Genomic DNA, 14694 nt, shown 5'->3' with positions numbered 1-14694 from the left:
CCTTCCGTCGTTGTCGTCGTGGTCGGGTTCCGGCGGCGGCGCCGCAGCGCCGCCGCCGGGGCGGATCAGTCCGCCGCGTCGACCTGCGGCTGCGTCGCCTTCACGCCCGAGGCGCCGAGGTTCTTGTCGAAGATCGCCTGCCAGGTCGATCCGCCGTCGGTGAACATCGTGTTGATGAACGTCTGGAAGGCGGTGTCGCCCTGCGCGATGCCGACGCCGTAGCGCTCCTCGCTGAAGGGCTCTCCGACGACCTTCAGCTGGTCGGGCGCCTGCGCGGCGTATCCGATGAGGATAGCCTCATCGGTGGTGACGGCGTCGACCTGGCCGTTCTTGAGATCTTCGACGCACGCGGAGTAGGTGTCGTACTCCTTCGTCTTGGCCTGCGTCTCCTCCTTGATGCGCTGGATCGAGGTCGAGCCCGTGGCCGAGCAGACGGTGTCGTCCGCGGTCAGCGCGTCTTTACCCGTGATCTTGTCGTTGTCGGCGGCGACGAGCAGGCCCTGACCGGTGATGAAGTAGGGACCGGCGAAGGAGATCTGCTGCTTGCGCTTGTCGGTGATCGAGTAGGTGCCGACGTAGTAGTCGATGTCGCCGTTCACGAGCGCCTGCTCGCGGTTGGCGGAGGCGATCGCCTGGAACTCGATCTTGTCCTCGTCGTAGCCGAGCGACGCCGCGATCCACCGCGCGATGTCGACGTCGAAGCCGCTGCGCGTGTTCGTGACCGGGTCGAGGTAGCCGAGACCGGGCTGATCCTCCTTGACGCCGACCTTGACGACGCCGGCGCTCGTGATCTTGTCGAACGTGGGGCTGCCCTCGAGCGTCACATCCGTGGCGACCGTCCACGGGGTCTCGGCGGCGCCGCCCGCGCCCTCCGTCGCGCCGGGCTCTGCACCCGGGGTGCCGCTGTTGCACGCCGTGAGGGCGAGGGCCGCGACGGCCAGACCGGCGAAAGCGCCGGCGATGCGATTCTTCTTCAGCATGTGATCCTCCTGTTTCGTATCCATCTCTCGTTGACCGCGCCGGTGCCGGGCGCGGACGTCTTCATCAGTGCGTGATCAGCTTGGAGAGGAAGTCCTTCGCGCGGTCGCTCTTCGGTGCGGTGAAGAACTCCTCGGGCCGGGCCTGCTCGACGATCTGCCCGTCGGCCATGAACACGACGCGGTCGGCGGCCTTGCGGGCGAACCCCATCTCGTGGGTGACGACGATCATCGTCATGCCGTCCTGGGCGAGGCCGACCATGACGTCGAGCACCTCATTGATCATCTCCGGGTCCAGCGCGCTGGTGGGCTCGTCGAAGAGCATCACCTTCGGCTTCATCGCCAGCGCCCGCGCGATCGCGACGCGCTGCTGCTGACCTCCGGACAGCTGAGCCGGCAGCTTCGCCGCCTGGTGGCCGACGCCGACGCGCTCGAGGAGGACCTTCGCCTCCGCCTCGGCATCCGCCTTCTTCATCCTCTTGACCTTGATCGGCCCGAGAGTGACGTTCTCGAGGATCGTCAGATGCGAGAACAGGTTGAACGACTGGAAGACCATGCCGACGTCGGCGCGGAGCGCGGCGAGGGCCTTGCCCTCCTTCGGCAGCTCGGTGCCGTCGATCGAGATCGTGCCGCTGGTGATCGTCTCCAGCCGGTTGATCGTGCGGCAGAGCGTCGATTTGCCGGAACCGGACGGCCCGATGACCACCACCACTTCGCCGCGGTTCACCGTCAGGTCGATGTTCTTCAGGGCGTGGAAGTCGCCGTAGTGCTTCTCGACCGCATCGATCACGACCAGGGGATCGCCTCGACGGACCGTGATGTTGGACGTCGCCGGAGCCGGGTGGGGAGTCGACATGCGGGCCAGCCTAGGCAGATCACCTCGACGTGGCACAACTTATGCACAGGATCTTGACCGAGTCGTGACCGACCCGCGACAATGCGCGTCAGCGCCCTCCGCGCTGCGCGAAGGCGGTCTCGTACAGGCAGACGCTGGCCGCGGTGGCGAGATTCAGGGACTCGGCGCGCCCGTAGATCGGGAGGCGCAGCGAGAGGTCCGCAAGGCCCAGCGCGGCGTCTTCGAGGCCGCGCGCCTCGTTGCCGAACAGCCAGGCGGTGGGCTCGGCGAGCACCTCGCGGCGCGCGAGGAAGTCGTCGCCCCCGACGTCGGCGGCGACCACCCGCATCCCCGCGGCGTGGGCACGCTCGACGGTCGCGGACAGCTCGGCGCCGACCGCGACCGGCAGGTGGAAGAGCGACCCGGTGGTGGCCCGCACGACCTTGGGATTGTAGGGATCGACGGTGCGCCCGGTGAGCACGACGGCATCCGCGCCCGCCGCGTCGGCGGCGCGGATGATGGTGCCCAGGTTCCCGGGATCGCGCACCTCCTCGCAGATCGCGATGAGCGTCGGGGATGCCGCGAACACGTCCTTCAGCGACGTCGGCGACTGGCGCGCGACCGCGACGATGCCCTGCGGCGTGACGGTGTCGGCCATCGCGTCGAGCACCGCCTCCGTCGTGAAGACGATCTCCAGCCCCGCGTCGCGCGCGGCGTCGCGGATGTCCTGGTGCCGCTCCATCGCCGTGGGCGTGGCGAAGAGCTCGACGAGGGTGTCGGGGCGGAAGGCCAGCGCCTCGCGGGCGGCCTGCGGCCCTTCGAGCAGGAACAGCCCGGTCTCCTGACGTGCACTGCGCTTGGTCAGTTTGGCGACGGCGCGCACGCGCGGAGAGCGAGGGTTTTCGAGCACGCTCTCATCCTAGAGAAGAAGAAGGGGTGTCCCCCGTTCGGAGGACACCCCTTCTGTGTGCTGTGTTGCGGTGATTACGCCTTGGGCGCGTTCACGTCCGCCGGCAGCGCCTTCTTGGCGGTCTCGACGAGCGACGCGAAGGTCTTCGGCTCGTTGACGGCCAGCTCGGCGAGCATGCGACGGTCGACCTGCACGCCGGCCAGGCCCAGGCCCTGGATGAAGCGGTTGTAGGTGAGGCCGTTCGCACGGCTCGCGGCGTTGATGCGCTGGATCCACAGGCGGCGGAAGTCGCCCTTGCGCTTGCGACGGTCGCGGTACGCGTAGACCAGGGAGTGGGTGACCTGCTCCTTGGCCTTGCGGTACAGGCGCGAACGCTGACCGCGGTAACCGGAGGCGCGCTCGAGGATGACGCGACGCTTCTTGTGGGCGTTGACGGCCCGCTTGACTCTAGCCATTTTCTTCTACTTTCTCGTCTGCGTCAGCGCTCAGATGCCGAGGAGCTTCTTGGCGACCTTCGCGTCGCCGGGAGCCAGGATCTTGTCGGCCGACAGGCGGCGCGTGCGCTTGGTGGGCTTGCCCTCGAAGTTGTGGCGGAGGTTCGCCTGCTGCTTCTTGATCTTCCCGCTACCGGTGACCTTGAAGCGCTTCTTGGCACCCGAGTGGGTCTTCTGCTTCGGCATGTCTCTATCCTTCGTTGTGGTTCCCGCGGGGCGGGAGCTCGTGGGGCCGACGCGGCGGGGCCGCGGGCCGGGCGACCTACTCCGCGGGAGCGGTCTCGGCGGGGGCGGACTCGGGCTCGGCGCCCGGGGTCGTGCGCGCCTGGCGCACCGCCTCCTTGTTGGCAGCACGCTGGGCGTTCTGCTCGGTCTTGACCTCGGACTTGTTCTTGTGCGGGGCGATGACCATGACCATGTTGCGACCGTCGATCGTCGGGTTCGACTCGACCGTGCCGTACTCGGCGACGTCCTCGGCGAACTTGCGCAGCAGACGCACACCCTGCTCGGGACGCGACTGCTCGCGACCGCGGAAGAGGATCATGGCCTTGACCTTGTCACCCGACTGCAGGAAGCCCTCGGCGCGCTTGAGCTTGGTCGTGTAGTCGTGAGCCTCGATCTTCAGACGGAAACGGACCTCCTTGAGGACCGTGTTGGCCTGATTGCGACGCGCTTCCTTGGCCTTCTGGGCGGCCTCGTACTTGAACTTGCCGTAGTCCATGATCTTGACCACGGGCGGCTTCGAGTTGGGGGCGACCTCGACGAGGTCGAGATCTGCTTCCTGAGCGAGGCGCAGCGCGACCTCGATGCGGACGACGCCGACCTGCTCACCCGCGGGTCCGACGAGGCGGACCTCGGGAACGCGGATGCGGTCATTGGTGCGGGGATCGCTGATGCGGAACTCCTTAGTCGTACGGGTGGGTGCCACCGGACACAGGGATGTGTCTCGGGCGGAAGATCGTCACGTCCACCCCGCACGACGCGCACGTCGGCTTCGTTCCTGCACCCTCACCCGCAACGGATCCCGTCGTGGCGGCCCCGTCGGACGGGGCGGAGTGCGTGACCCGGTAGCCTGGAGCGGCAAGCGCGGGTGGGATGTGATCCTCTTTCGATCCGGAGCAGAACACTCCGGCGCCCGCACAGTCTAGCAGAGAGCAGCACGTGGACACGATTCCCTCCTCCCCCGACCCCCACGAGGCCGAACGGCTCGCCCGATGGGAGGAGCGCGAGCGCGCCGCCGCGGCGGCGAGCCGCGACATCGCCGACGTCCCGGCCGTCGAGGTGATCACGACGGCGGCCGTGCATCTCATGAGCGCCGCGGCCGTCAAGACGGGACTGGCCGACGACCCGGCCACGCAGCTCGACCTGGATGAGGCCCGCAAGCTCATCAACGCCCTGGCGGGTCTCATCACCGCCGGCGCTCCGGAGATCAGCGACATGCATGCGCGGTCGCTGCGCGACGGGCTGCGCTCCCTTCAGCTCGCCTTCCGTGAGGCATCCGTCATCCCCGATCCGATCGGCAAGGGACCGGGCGAGAAGTGGACGGGCCCAGTCACCTGACCGGCGACACGGTCAGCCGCGGACGAGCTTGACCGTCAGGGAGTCGACGAGCACCGCGATGCGGTCGTCCGCCGCCCAGCGGGCGGCGAGGCGCTGCAGGATCGCGTCGAGCTGCGTCTGGTCCAGACCGTCGACGAGGTGCAGGCGCACGATCAGCTCCGGTCCGCGCAGGCGCGCCTCCGGGTCGCCGCTGGCCACCGAGAGGTCGAGCACGCCGAGCTCGGCGCCGATCGACGCGTGCAGACCGGCCATGACCTCGGGTGACAGGTGGGCGGGCTCCCACGGCAGCGCCTGACCGATCGCCCACACGGCGGGTCGGCGCAGCACGAACTCGGTCGCGGATGCCGGGTCGATCACGATCAGGTCGGTGTCGTCGGCCGCGGCCGACAGCGCGGTGCGGATGCCGTCGGCCGGCACCGGCCGCGCCTTCGGGTCCCACGCGGCCATCGTCGCGACGGACGTGAACACCGGCAGCACCGTGCGCCCGTCCGGTCCCGCGACGGTCACGATCGAGAGCTCCTGCGTCTTGTCGACGAGGTGGCCCGACGGTGCGACGCCGACCTCCCCCGCCTCGGCGACCAGGGGGATGAGCAGCCGAGCCGAGCGGTAGGCGTCGACGACGGCGACCGCGTCGCCGCTGCCGTCGCGGAACGCGGTCAGTGCCGCCAGCAGCGCGGGATCGGCCGATCCGTCGTCACCGGCGTGCGGGTTCGCCTCGAACGAGCGCCCCTCCCAGGGCACGCCCGCCGAGTCGGCGGCGCAGGAGTGGCCTCCCGCGCCGTCCCCGGGCCGTTCAGCCTGCGGCGACATCCAGCGCCTCGGCGAGCGTGAACGCGCCCGCGTACAGGGCCTTGCCCACGATGGCGCCCTCGACGCCGAGCGGCACGAGCTCGCGCAGCGCGGCGATGTCGTCGAGGTTGGAGATGCCGCCGGATGCGACCACCGGCTTGACCGTGCGCGCCGTGACCTCGCGCAGCAGCTCCAGGTTCGGTCCCTTGAGCGTGCCGTCCTTGGTGACGTCGGTGACGACGTAGCGGCTGCAGCCGGCGTCCTCGAGGCGCTCGAGCACCTGCCAGAGGTCGCCGCCGTCGCGCGTCCAGCCGCGCGCCGCGAGGGTGGTCCCGCGCACGTCGAGGCCGACCGCGATCGCGTCGCCGTAGCGGCCGATGACGTCGGCCGCCCATTCGGGGTTCTCCAGCGCCGCCGTGCCGAGGTTGATGCGCGCCGCACCGGAGTCCAGCGCCGCCTCGAGCGTGGCGTCGTCGCGGATGCCGCCGGACAGCTCGACCTGCACACCCTTGAGCTGCTTGATGACCTTGCGGAGCACGGCGGCGTTGCTGCCACGGCCGAAGGCGGCGTCGAGGTCGACGAGGTGGATCCACTGCGCACCGTCGCGGGCCCAGGTGAGGGCCGCCTCGACGGGATCGCCGTAGCTGGTCTCGGTGCCGGCCTCGCCCTGCGTGAGGCGCACGGCCTTGCCGTCGGCGACGTCCACGGCGGGAAGCAGGATCAGTTCAGGGGTCGACGCGAAATCGTTCATGGCTCCAGGAAGGGGTTCAGTGACCGCGCACTGCGGACACGGTGACACACAAGCAGAGAGACTACCGGGCCGACGGCAACGCCGAGATCCAGTTGCCGAGCAGACGGATGCCGGCTTCGCCGCTCTTCTCGGGGTGGAACTGGGTCGCCGACAGCGGACCGTTCTCGACCGCCGCGAGGAACGGCGAGCCGTAGTCGCACCAGGTGAGCGCCGGCTCACGGAACGGCCGCGTGACCTCCAGCGTCCAGTGCTGCGCCGCATAGGAGTGCACGAAGTAGAACCGCTCGTGCTCGATGCCGCGGAACAGCGTCGTCCCCTCCCCCGCGCGCACCGTGTTCCATCCCATGTGCGGCAGCACCGGGGCGTCGAGTTCGGTGACCGCGCCCGGCCACTCGCCGAGCCCCTCGGTCTCCTCGCCGCGCTCCACCCCGTGCTCGAACAGCACCTGCATGCCGACGCAGATCCCCAGCACGGGCAGGCCGCCGGCGAGGCGCCGCTCGATGATCTCGTCGCCGCGGGTCGCGCGCAGCGCGTCCATCACGGCACGGAAGGCGCCGACTCCGGGCACCACGAGGCCCGCGGCATCCTGGATCAGCCCGCGATCCGCCGTCAGCCGCGCGTCCGCCCCGGCGGCGACGAGCGCCTTGACGGCGGAATGGACGTTGCCGGATCCGTAGTCCAGCACCGCGACCAGCGGTCGCGTGCCGACCTGCGCGTCGCCGTCCGTCACAGGGCTCCCTTCGTACTGGGGATGCCGTGCACGAGCGGATCCTGCGCCTTCGCCTGGCGGAACGCCCGGGCGAACGCCTTGTACTCCGCCTCGGCGATGTGGTGGGGGTCCCGCCCGCCGAGGACCGTCACGTGCACTGTGAGCCCGGCGTTGAAGGCCAGCGCCTCGAAGGTGTGGCGCACGAGCGAGCCGGTGAAGTGGCCGCCGATGAGGTGGTGCTCGAAGCCGACGGGCTCCCCCGTGTGCACGAGGTAGGGCCGTCCGCTGATGTCCACGACGGCCTGCGCGAGCGCCTCGTCGAGCGGCACGAGCGCGTCGCCGTAGCGCGAGATGCCGCTCTTGTCGCCCAGCGCCTGCCGGATCGCCTGGCCGAGCACGATCGCCGTGTCCTCGACGGTGTGGTGGGCGTCGATGTGGGTGTCGCCGGAGGCGCGCACGGTCAGATCGGTGAGCGAGTGCTTCGCGAACGCGGTGAGCAGGTGATCGAAGAACGGGACCGTCGTGTCGATGCGGCTCTGCCCCGACCCGTCGAGATCGAGCTCGAGCTCGATCGTGGACTCGCTCGTCGCGCGCCGGAGGGAGGCGATGCGGGGGGCAGAAGTACTCATGCGCCGAGTCTACCGAGCGCCCGCGCGACCGCTTCCGCGTGTTACCGGCGCGTGCTACCGCGCGGTGGCTCCACCCGGGCCCAGCGAGGCGAGCGCGTCGAGGAACGCGGTCGACTCCTCCTCGGTGCCGGCCGTCACCCGCAGGCTGTGCGGGATGCCGACGTCGCGGATGAGGACGCCCCGGTCGTAGAGGGCCTGCCACGTGGCGGCCGGGTCCTCCACGCCCGCGAAGAGGACGAAGTTCGTCCAGCTCTCGAACGGGCGGTAGCCGAGCGCGTCGAGGGTCGCCGAGATGCGGTCGCGCTGACCGACGATGTCGTCGACCATCGCGAGCATCGCGGGCGCGTGCCGCAGCGCCGCGGTCGCGGCGGCCTGGGTGAGCGCGCTGAGGTGGTACGGGAGGCGCACCAGGCGCAGGGCGTCGATCACGGCGGGGTCGGCGGCGAGATAGCCGACACGGGCACCCGCGAACGCGAAGGCCTTGCTCATGGTGCGCGACACCACCAGACGCGGACGATCGGGCAGGAGCGTGAGCGCCGAGCGCGAATCGCGCGGCGCGAACTCCTGGTACGCCTCGTCGACGATCACGATGCCGGGCGCCGCGTCGTACACCGCCTCGATGACGTCGAGGCCGAGCGGGGTGCCGGTCGGGTTGTTCGGCGCGCAGAGGAAGACGATGTCCGGCTGGGCGCGCTCGATCTGGGCGGCGGCGTCCTCCGGGGCGAGGGTGTAGTCGACGCCCCGGGTGCCGTGCGCGTAGGTCGCCCCCGTCGCCCGCGTCAGCAGCGGGTACATCGAGTAGGTGGGAGCGAAGCCGAAGGCGGTGCGTCCCGGACCTCCGAAGGCCTGCAGCAGGTGCTGGAGGACCTCGTTCGACCCGTTGGCGGCCCAGATCTGAGCCGCCGACAGGCCGTGACCCAGATACTCCGCGAATCCCTCGCGCAGAGCCGTGAACTCCCGGTCGGGGTACCGGTTCACCTCGCGCAGCGCGCGCGCGACGCTGTCGAGGATGTCGTCGGCGACGTCCTCCGGCACCGGGTGGGTGTTCTCGTTGACGTTCAGCGCCACCGGCAGCGGCGCCTGGGGCGCCCCGTAGGGTGTCAGCCCGCGCAGATCGTCGCGGAGGGGAAGGTCATCGAGTCGGACGCTCACCCTGAACATCGTAGACGGCGCACTGCACGGCGCGGCGCCCCGAGAGGGCTCCCGGCGCCGGGAGCATCAGCGCCCGGCGCTGTACTCCGCCGGGATCGCGACGCTCTGGCCGATGTCGAGGCTTCCCGACGGCAGCGCGTTCAGCCGCATGATCGCGTCGACCACGTCGCGCGGATCGGCATCGGGCGCGACGGCGTGCGCGATCGACCAGAGCGTGTCACCGGGCTGCACCGTGACGTGGGCGAAGGAGACCCCGGAGCCGTTCTCGTTCGAGGCGAGCGCGCCACCACCGGACAGGATCGCGATGCTGAGGGCGATCACCGCGGGCACGGAGGCGAGCAGCGCGAGGACCCGCCGACCCCGTGCCGTGAGACGCAGTCGCGTCGGGGCGTTCGTCGTGCGGGCGTTCGTCGCGCGGACAGTCGTCATCGGGGTCGCCGCGACGAGACGGCCGCGGGGCGAGGCGCCGAGGATGTCGATCGTGGTCATGGGTTCCTCCTCAGGACGGGTGTCTCCGGGTGTCGAGAGATTCGCATCCGATCCTCGGCCGGGAGGGCCGGATGCGAATCTCTCTTCCGAATGTATCTTCGATGGTGTTCGGGTGTCAAGCACATGGTTCTCGCAGATGAATCGAAGGCGACACGCGGGCGCGTGCCGGTCGAGGCTGCGAAAACCGGATACGGTTTCGACAAGACGACCCCATCACCTACCTCCGACATTCGAAGGCCACGCCTTCGGGGGGACGCGATCGAAGGAGCGCGCGACATGGCCGAGAAGCCTCAGACACGCAGGCGGAAGAGCCTCAGCGACAAGCAGCTGAAGATCCTCGAGGTGATCCAGACCTCCATCGCCCGCCACGGCTACCCGCCGAGCATGCGCGAGATCGGCGATGCCGTCGGACTGAAGTCGCTGTCGAGCGTGACCCATCAGCTCAACCAGCTGGAGCTCAGCGGCTACCTGCGCCGCGACGCGGGCAAGACCCGCGCGATGGAGGTGCTCATCGACCTGCCCGGCGCGGCCGCGGAGAACCCCGCCGACCTCGCGCCCGCCCTCGGCGATGCCGCCCTCGTGCCGCTCGTGGGCCGCATCGCCGCCGGCGTGCCGATCACCGCCGATCAGCAGGTCGAGGAGATCTTCCCGCTGCCGCGACAGCTCGTGGGCAAGGGCGACCTGTTCATGCTCAAGGTCAGCGGCGAGTCGATGATCGACGCCGCCATCTGCGACGGCGACTGGGTCGTGGTGCGCTCGCAGCCGACGGCGGACAACGGCGAGATCGTGGCGGCGATGCTCGACGGCGAGGCCACCGTCAAAACCTTCCGCCAGCGCGACGGCCACACGTGGCTGCTCCCCCGCAACTCCGCGTTCGAACCGATCCTCGGCGACGACGCCGTGGTGCTCGGCCGCGTCGTCGCGGTTCTGCGCGCCGTCTGAGGATGGCCACCGCGCGCGGGGTGGCGTCGACGGCGGTGATCGTCGTCGCGGCGGTCCTGCTGCCCCTGTCGATCGTCAGCGGATGGGCGCGGACGCAGCTCGTGGACGAGGACGCGTTCACGGCCACCCTCGCGCCGCTGTCGCAGGCCGTCGAGGTCCAGGACGCCGTGATCGCGGCATCGACGACGGCGATCGATGAGCGGCTCGACACGGCGGCGCTGACCGGCACGGTCATCGACGGCCTGATCGACCTCGGCATGGGCGACCGCGCGGCGCAGGCGCTGCGGCGCCTGGAAGGCCCGGCGGCGACGGCGCTGCAGCAGCTCGTGCACGTCGCCGTGGCCGACGCCGTGCGCTCGGACGCGTTCAGCACCGTCTGGGAGCAGGTCGTCCGCCGCTCCCATCGGGCGCTGACCGTCGCGGCGACCTCCGACGGCGGCGGCGTCGTCGTGCAGACGGCCGACGGCCTCGGCATCCAGATCGGCGCGATCGTCGCGGCCGTCGAAGAGCGCCTCGTCGCGCAGGGCGCTCCGCTGGCTCCGTTCATCCCCGAAGTCGACCACGTCGTGATCATCGGTTCGGGTGACACCCTTTCGGCGATCCGGACGGGCTACGCCTTCGGCGTCGCTCTCGGCGGGTGGATGCCGGTGGTCACGGCCGTGCTGTTCATCGGCGGGGTCGTGCTCGCGCGACGCCGCGCCGCCGCTCTCGCCCGGGCGGGCATCGCCGCGGGGATCGGGTCGGCGATCCTGCTGATCGCCGCGGGGGTCGGCCGCCCGTGGGTGGCGTCCTCCGCGACGCAGGCGGACTTCTCCTCCGCCGCGGCGCTCGCGATCTACGACCGGCTCCTCGCCGGCGCCGTGGGCACGGCCGTGGTGGTGCTCATCGTGGCCCTCGTCCTCGTCGGAGCGGGCTGGCTCGCCGGCGCCTCGCAGCGCGCCGTGGCGCTGCGCCGCCGCGTGGCCCACCGGTGGGCTCACCGCACGGACGAGGCAGCCGCCGACGAGCCCACCGCGTGAGAGACGGCCTCAGTCCTCGTCGCGGTGCGGCTCCCGCTCCGGTGCGAGGACCGGCGCCAAGGCGACCCACGCCTCGGCGCGGACGAACACCGGGACGGCGTCCCGCGCCGACACGTCGACGGTGACCACGCGTCCGCCGGTCAGCGCCGCGCCGGTGCGCGCCTCGACCCACGATCCGGACGGCAGGTACACCGGCCACTCCCGCGCCCCGGGCTCGAGCACGGGGGCGACGAGCAGGTCGCTGCCCAGCATCCACTGCAGCGGATGCCGCCACACGGCCGCATCGGTCGGGTGGTCGAAGTACAGGGGGCGCATCATCGGCACCGACGAGGAGACGGCGCGCGCCGCCGCCTCGGCGAGGTACGGCACGAGGCGCTCGCGCAGCCGGACGAGCGCGCGCACCTCGGGGATCACCGCCTCGTCGCCCGTCCGCTCGGCGATGTTCCACGGCGTGCGGTCGTTGGAGGGCAGCCGGTGGTGGTTGAACTCGGAGTGGTACTGCATGATCGGCACGAACACGCTCGCCGCCATCGCCCGCACGTACAGTTCCGCGTCGGGGATGGGACCGGAAAAGCCCGCGATGTCCCAGCCCCAGTAGACGATCCCGCAGGATGCCGCGGAGAGCCCCGCGAACATCGACCAGCGGAACGCCTCCCACGTGGAGTTCTCGTCTCCCGCCCAGTACGCCCCGTGCGCGGGTGAGCCGGTGAAGCCGGCGCGACTGAAGGTGACGGGAGCCTTGCCCGCCGACTCCAGCAGCCGACCGTACGCGGCGGCGTACGCCACGGGGAAGCGGTTGTTGGCGACGTCGCCGGACGAGCCGTCGAGGTAGACGAGATCCTCGCCCCACGCGTGCTCGCCGCCGTCGGTCTTGAAGCCGTCGATGCCGACCTCCTCCACGAGGTAGCGGCGCTTCTCGGTCCACCACGCGGCGGCACGCTCGTCGGTGAGGTCGGGCATGAGCGAGAGCGGGAACCACCACCCGCGGTTGCGGTACGGCCGCAGCGTCCCGTCCGGAGCGCTCTCCCGGATGACGACGCCCTCAGCGAGCGCGGCGCGCGCGTCCGCGGCCGCCTGGCCGGTGGGATGCGGGCGGAGCTTGAGCAGCGGGATCTGCCACAGGTGCACACGCACGTCGTGCGCATGCAGCGCGTCGACCATGCCCTTCGGGTCGGGCCAGGCGCCGTCAGCGGGGAAGGTGAAGTCGGCCAAGCGCATCGGGCCGCCGTCCTCGCGCACCGCGTACTGCGCGTCGCGGAAGATCGTGAAGCTCTTCTCGTCGCTCCATGCCTCGATCACCACGTTGCGCACGGGGATGTCGTGCTCACGGTGGAGCGCCATCTGGCGCTCCACCTCGGCCTGCGTGTTCCACTCGTTGCCACTGGCCCACAGCCCGAACACCCAGTCCGGAAGGACGCGGGGGCGTCCGGTCTCCGCGAGGAAGGCGTCGAGCACGGTCGTGGGATCGCCCGTGTACAGGGCGAGCGAGAGTGCGGCCGGCGCGCCGGAGGCGGCATCCACGTCGGCCTCGATCACCAGGCGATCGGAGACCTGCTCTCCGATGTCGAACCACACGCGACGCGACGTGCGCACGTGCAGCCCCCAGCCGGCGCCGCCCACGACGTGCGCGAACGGCATGGGCAGGTAGGTGCGCCGGTGCGCCCCCTGGCTCTTGTACTGCTCGAACACGACGGCGTCCAACTGCGCCCCGCGGTGATCGAGCGCGTCGTAGCGTTCACCGAATCCGGTGACGTGCTCCCCCGGCGCGAGCGGGAGGGCGAAGCGCAGGCGGTGGATCCGCTCGCCGTCGTCGAGCACCTGGAGCGTGCCCGGCACGACGTCCACGGCGGTCCCCTCGACCGCGAGCGCCGCGGCATCCGCGTCGCGCCACGCCGCGACCCGGGTCTCGAACCAGCGGGTGGAGCCGCCGCGGTCGGTGCCGGCGGCGGCGAACCGGTAGCGCAGCACGCTGCCGGCCGGCGGAGCCTGAAGCTCCACCTGCCATCCGCCCGCGGCCCGCGCGGTGCGCGCCTGGGCCGAGGCGAGGTGCCCGCCGTCGACGGCCTGTCCGCGCGACGACCGGGCGACGCGCGCGAGCGGGAGGATCACCGCGTCGGCGCCGTCCACCCGCAGCTCGACCGTGACCGCGTCGATGTCTCCCGACGTGCGCACGCCGAGGCGCAGCGGCTCGCCCGCCACCGGCTGCACCGGACTGCGCTGCTCGGTGTCGTCGGAGTAGGGATGCCCGGACCCGGAGGGACGATGACGGATCATGCTGCGAGCTCCCCCCGGTCGACACCCAGCTCGACGGCCAGGCGCAGCACCATCGCATGACTCCACAGCAGCGGGGTCGCGACCGGCCCCCATCGCTCGAGCCACTCCTGGCGGTACCCGGGCGCGAGCAGATGCCCGTCGACCTGCTCGGGCAGCATCCCCTCCGCGGTGGCGGTCGACGCGGCCCATTCCAGGAGGCGCAGGGCCTCGTCGCGCTCGCCCGCCGCCGCGTAGGCGAGACCGAGGAAGCACGACAGGAGCGGCCACCGTCCGCCGCCGAAGAACGTGTCGGCGCGGAAGCGGTATACCCCGCCCTCGACCTCCAGCTGCTCCGACACCGCGCGGAGGGTCCCCGCCCCCAGTGCGGAACGCGCATCGATCACACCCAGCGGTGCGAGGAGCGCACTGAGGCTGCCGTCCACGGCATCCGAGCCGATCCACTTCACGAGGTGCCCGTCGACCACGGCGTCCCGCGTGAGACGGGCGGTGACCTCCGCCGCTCCCGCGCGGGCCCGCTCGGCGCGCTCCCCCGTGACCAGTCCGGCGTCGGCCGCCGCACGCAGGCCCGCGGCGATGCACCCGAGCGTCGAGGCGTGCACGGCCTCGTCGTGCTCCTCCCACCAGTCGTAGCAGGGGCGCGCCCACGAGCTCAGAAGGTAGTCGACGGTGAGCGCGGCGGCATCCGCCCACCGCGTGGGGTCGATGCCGTGTCGGTCGCAGTGAGTGGCCGCGGCCCAGAGCCACGTGCCGTAGCCGTCGAGCTGGAAGTCCCACCAGTCGTCCGAGCCCAGTCCGCCGTCGAAGGTGAAACGGGCGGGCAGCATCTCTTCGTCGGGCAGCGGGGTGCCCGCATCCGCCGCTTCGACGATGTCGCGGATGCGGTCGGCGTAGCGGGCGACGACCATCGCGCACCAGTCATGGAACGCCGAGGCGGAGGCCGCCTCGCCCGCGGCGGAGGCGCCGTCGGCGATGAACGAGCCGTCGCGGAACCAGCAGTACCCGCGGTACGCCGAGAACGACGGCGACGCCGGGTAGGCGCCGTTGGGTTCCTGCAACGAGGTGATGACGGCGCGGGAGCGGTCGAGGAGGGCGTCGAGCGCGACGCGGGGTGTGGTGGTCATGGGTCCGTTCCGTGGGAGTCGCGGTGGTCGGGGCGGGCGGACC

17 protein-coding genes are annotated in these 14694 nt (G+C 71.3%); 3 read left to right on the top strand and 14 right to left on the bottom strand.

Annotated elements, in window-relative coordinates; genetic code table 11:
* Positions 1-65 precede the first annotated feature (65 nt).
* From L0965_RS15205 to infC, 6 genes are all read right to left on the bottom strand, one after another.
* Entirely contained in the window at positions 66-980 is a 915-nt protein-coding gene (locus tag L0965_RS15205) for a glutamate ABC transporter substrate-binding protein (protein WP_060959510.1), read from the bottom strand.
* A 64-nt stretch (positions 981-1044) separates the two neighbouring features.
* Positions 1045-1833 (bottom strand): amino acid ABC transporter ATP-binding protein, encoded by a 789-nt coding sequence (locus L0965_RS15200; RefSeq protein ID WP_060959509.1) that lies wholly within the window; start codon positions 1831-1833, stop codon positions 1045-1047.
* Between the two features lie 88 nt (positions 1834-1921).
* Positions 1922-2722: an RNA methyltransferase gene (locus tag L0965_RS15195; RefSeq protein WP_061782142.1), complete on the bottom strand. Its 801-nt coding sequence runs from the start codon at positions 2720-2722 to the stop codon at positions 1922-1924.
* A gap of 74 nt (positions 2723-2796) precedes the next feature.
* Positions 2797-3177, bottom strand: coding sequence for a 50S ribosomal protein L20 (rplT, locus tag L0965_RS15190; protein WP_060959507.1), 381 nt, complete (start codon positions 3175-3177; stop codon positions 2797-2799).
* A 30-nt stretch (positions 3178-3207) separates the two neighbouring features.
* Positions 3208-3402: a 50S ribosomal protein L35 gene (rpmI, locus tag L0965_RS15185; RefSeq protein WP_005048908.1), complete on the bottom strand. Its 195-nt coding sequence runs from the start codon at positions 3400-3402 to the stop codon at positions 3208-3210.
* Between the two features lie 76 nt (positions 3403-3478).
* A complete protein-coding gene (gene infC, locus L0965_RS15180) occupies positions 3479-4144 on the bottom strand; it encodes a translation initiation factor IF-3 (RefSeq protein WP_234057999.1) in 666 nt (221 codons plus the stop codon).
* Between the two features lie 233 nt (positions 4145-4377).
* Between infC and L0965_RS15175 the strand changes: the two genes are divergently transcribed.
* Positions 4378-4776: a DUF1844 domain-containing protein gene (locus L0965_RS15175; RefSeq protein WP_060959506.1), complete on the top strand. Its 399-nt coding sequence runs from the start codon at positions 4378-4380 to the stop codon at positions 4774-4776.
* Positions 4777-4788: 12 nt separating this feature from the next.
* Here the strand turns inward: L0965_RS15175 and L0965_RS15170 are convergent, their stop codons facing one another.
* The 6 genes from L0965_RS15170 to L0965_RS15145 form a co-directional block, all read right to left on the bottom strand.
* Positions 4789-5586, bottom strand: coding sequence for an SseB family protein (locus tag L0965_RS15170; protein ID WP_101306556.1), 798 nt, complete (start codon positions 5584-5586; stop codon positions 4789-4791).
* Entirely contained in the window at positions 5570-6316 is a 747-nt protein-coding gene (gene priA / locus L0965_RS15165; protein ID WP_060959504.1) for a bifunctional 1-(5-phosphoribosyl)-5-((5-phosphoribosylamino)methylideneamino)imidazole-4-carboxamide isomerase/phosphoribosylanthranilate isomerase PriA, read from the bottom strand. Before priA ends, L0965_RS15170 begins: the two co-directional genes overlap by 17 nt.
* 61 nt (positions 6317-6377) lie before the next feature.
* A complete protein-coding gene (gene hisH / locus L0965_RS15160) occupies positions 6378-7046 on the bottom strand; it encodes an imidazole glycerol phosphate synthase subunit HisH (protein WP_060959503.1) in 669 nt (222 codons plus the stop codon).
* Positions 7043-7654, bottom strand: coding sequence for an imidazoleglycerol-phosphate dehydratase HisB (gene hisB / locus L0965_RS15155; RefSeq protein ID WP_101306557.1), 612 nt, complete (start codon positions 7652-7654; stop codon positions 7043-7045). The genes hisH and hisB overlap by 4 nt, the downstream gene beginning before the upstream one ends.
* Before the next feature lie 54 nt (positions 7655-7708).
* Entirely contained in the window at positions 7709-8815 is a 1107-nt protein-coding gene (locus L0965_RS15150; protein WP_060959501.1) for a histidinol-phosphate transaminase, read from the bottom strand.
* A 57-nt stretch (positions 8816-8872) separates the two neighbouring features.
* A complete protein-coding gene (locus L0965_RS15145) occupies positions 8873-9295 on the bottom strand; it encodes a LysM peptidoglycan-binding domain-containing protein (RefSeq protein ID WP_101306558.1) in 423 nt (140 codons plus the stop codon).
* Between the two features lie 276 nt (positions 9296-9571).
* Between L0965_RS15145 and lexA the strand changes: the two genes are divergently transcribed.
* Both lexA and L0965_RS15135 read left to right on the top strand, forming a co-directional pair.
* On the top strand, positions 9572-10237 hold the full coding sequence (gene lexA / locus L0965_RS15140) for a transcriptional repressor LexA (RefSeq protein ID WP_060959500.1): 666 nt from the start codon (positions 9572-9574) through the stop codon (positions 10235-10237).
* A 2-nt stretch (positions 10238-10239) separates the two neighbouring features.
* On the top strand, positions 10240-11256 hold the full coding sequence (locus L0965_RS15135; RefSeq protein ID WP_101306559.1) for a hypothetical protein: 1017 nt from the start codon (positions 10240-10242) through the stop codon (positions 11254-11256).
* A 9-nt stretch (positions 11257-11265) separates the two neighbouring features.
* Here the strand turns inward: L0965_RS15135 and L0965_RS15130 are convergent, their stop codons facing one another.
* On the bottom strand, positions 11266-13530 hold the full coding sequence (locus L0965_RS15130) for a TIM-barrel domain-containing protein (protein ID WP_101306560.1): 2265 nt from the start codon (positions 13528-13530) through the stop codon (positions 11266-11268).
* Complete coding sequence (locus tag L0965_RS15125) at positions 13527-14651, bottom strand: glycoside hydrolase family 15 protein (RefSeq protein WP_101306561.1); 1125 nt, start codon at positions 14649-14651, stop codon at positions 13527-13529. The genes L0965_RS15130 and L0965_RS15125 overlap by 4 nt, the downstream gene beginning before the upstream one ends.
* Between the last annotated feature and the right edge of the window lie 43 nt (positions 14652-14694).

The organism is Microbacterium sp. NFH-22A-Y (assembly GCF_021401375.1).
In the GTDB taxonomy this organism is placed as follows: domain Bacteria; phylum Actinomycetota; class Actinomycetes; order Actinomycetales; family Microbacteriaceae; genus Microbacterium; species Microbacterium hominis.
This window is presented reverse-complemented; position numbering and strand designations above follow the sequence as displayed.

Excerpts from the sequence above, each read along its gene's own strand:
- L0965_RS15205 (WP_060959510.1), bottom strand. The coding sequence starts at position 980 with ATGCTGAAGAAGAATCGCATCGCCGGCGCTTTCGCCGGTCTGGCCGTC.
- L0965_RS15200 (WP_060959509.1), bottom strand. The coding sequence starts at position 1,833 with ATGTCGACTCCCCACCCGGCTCCGGCGACGTCCAACATCACGGTCCGT.
- rplT (WP_060959507.1), bottom strand. The coding sequence starts at position 3,177 with ATGGCTAGAGTCAAGCGGGCCGTCAACGCCCACAAGAAGCGTCGCGTC.
- rpmI (WP_005048908.1), bottom strand. The coding sequence starts at position 3,402 with ATGCCGAAGCAGAAGACCCACTCGGGTGCCAAGAAGCGCTTCAAGGTC.
- L0965_RS15170 (WP_101306556.1), bottom strand. The coding sequence starts at position 5,586 with ATGTCGCCGCAGGCTGAACGGCCCGGGGACGGCGCGGGAGGCCACTCC.
- priA (WP_060959504.1), bottom strand. The coding sequence starts at position 6,316 with ATGAACGATTTCGCGTCGACCCCTGAACTGATCCTGCTTCCCGCCGTG.
- hisB (WP_101306557.1), bottom strand. The coding sequence starts at position 7,654 with ATGAGTACTTCTGCCCCCCGCATCGCCTCCCTCCGGCGCGCGACGAGC.
- L0965_RS15150 (WP_060959501.1), bottom strand. The coding sequence starts at position 8,815 with ATGTTCAGGGTGAGCGTCCGACTCGATGACCTTCCCCTCCGCGACGAT.
- L0965_RS15145 (WP_101306558.1), bottom strand. The coding sequence starts at position 9,295 with ATGACCACGATCGACATCCTCGGCGCCTCGCCCCGCGGCCGTCTCGTC.
- lexA (WP_060959500.1), top strand. The coding sequence starts at position 9,572 with ATGGCCGAGAAGCCTCAGACACGCAGGCGGAAGAGCCTCAGCGACAAG.
- L0965_RS15135 (WP_101306559.1), top strand. The coding sequence starts at position 10,240 with ATGGCCACCGCGCGCGGGGTGGCGTCGACGGCGGTGATCGTCGTCGCG.
- L0965_RS15130 (WP_101306560.1), bottom strand. The coding sequence starts at position 13,530 with ATGATCCGTCATCGTCCCTCCGGGTCCGGGCATCCCTACTCCGACGAC.
- L0965_RS15125 (WP_101306561.1), bottom strand. The coding sequence starts at position 14,651 with ATGACCACCACACCCCGCGTCGCGCTCGACGCCCTCCTCGACCGCTCC.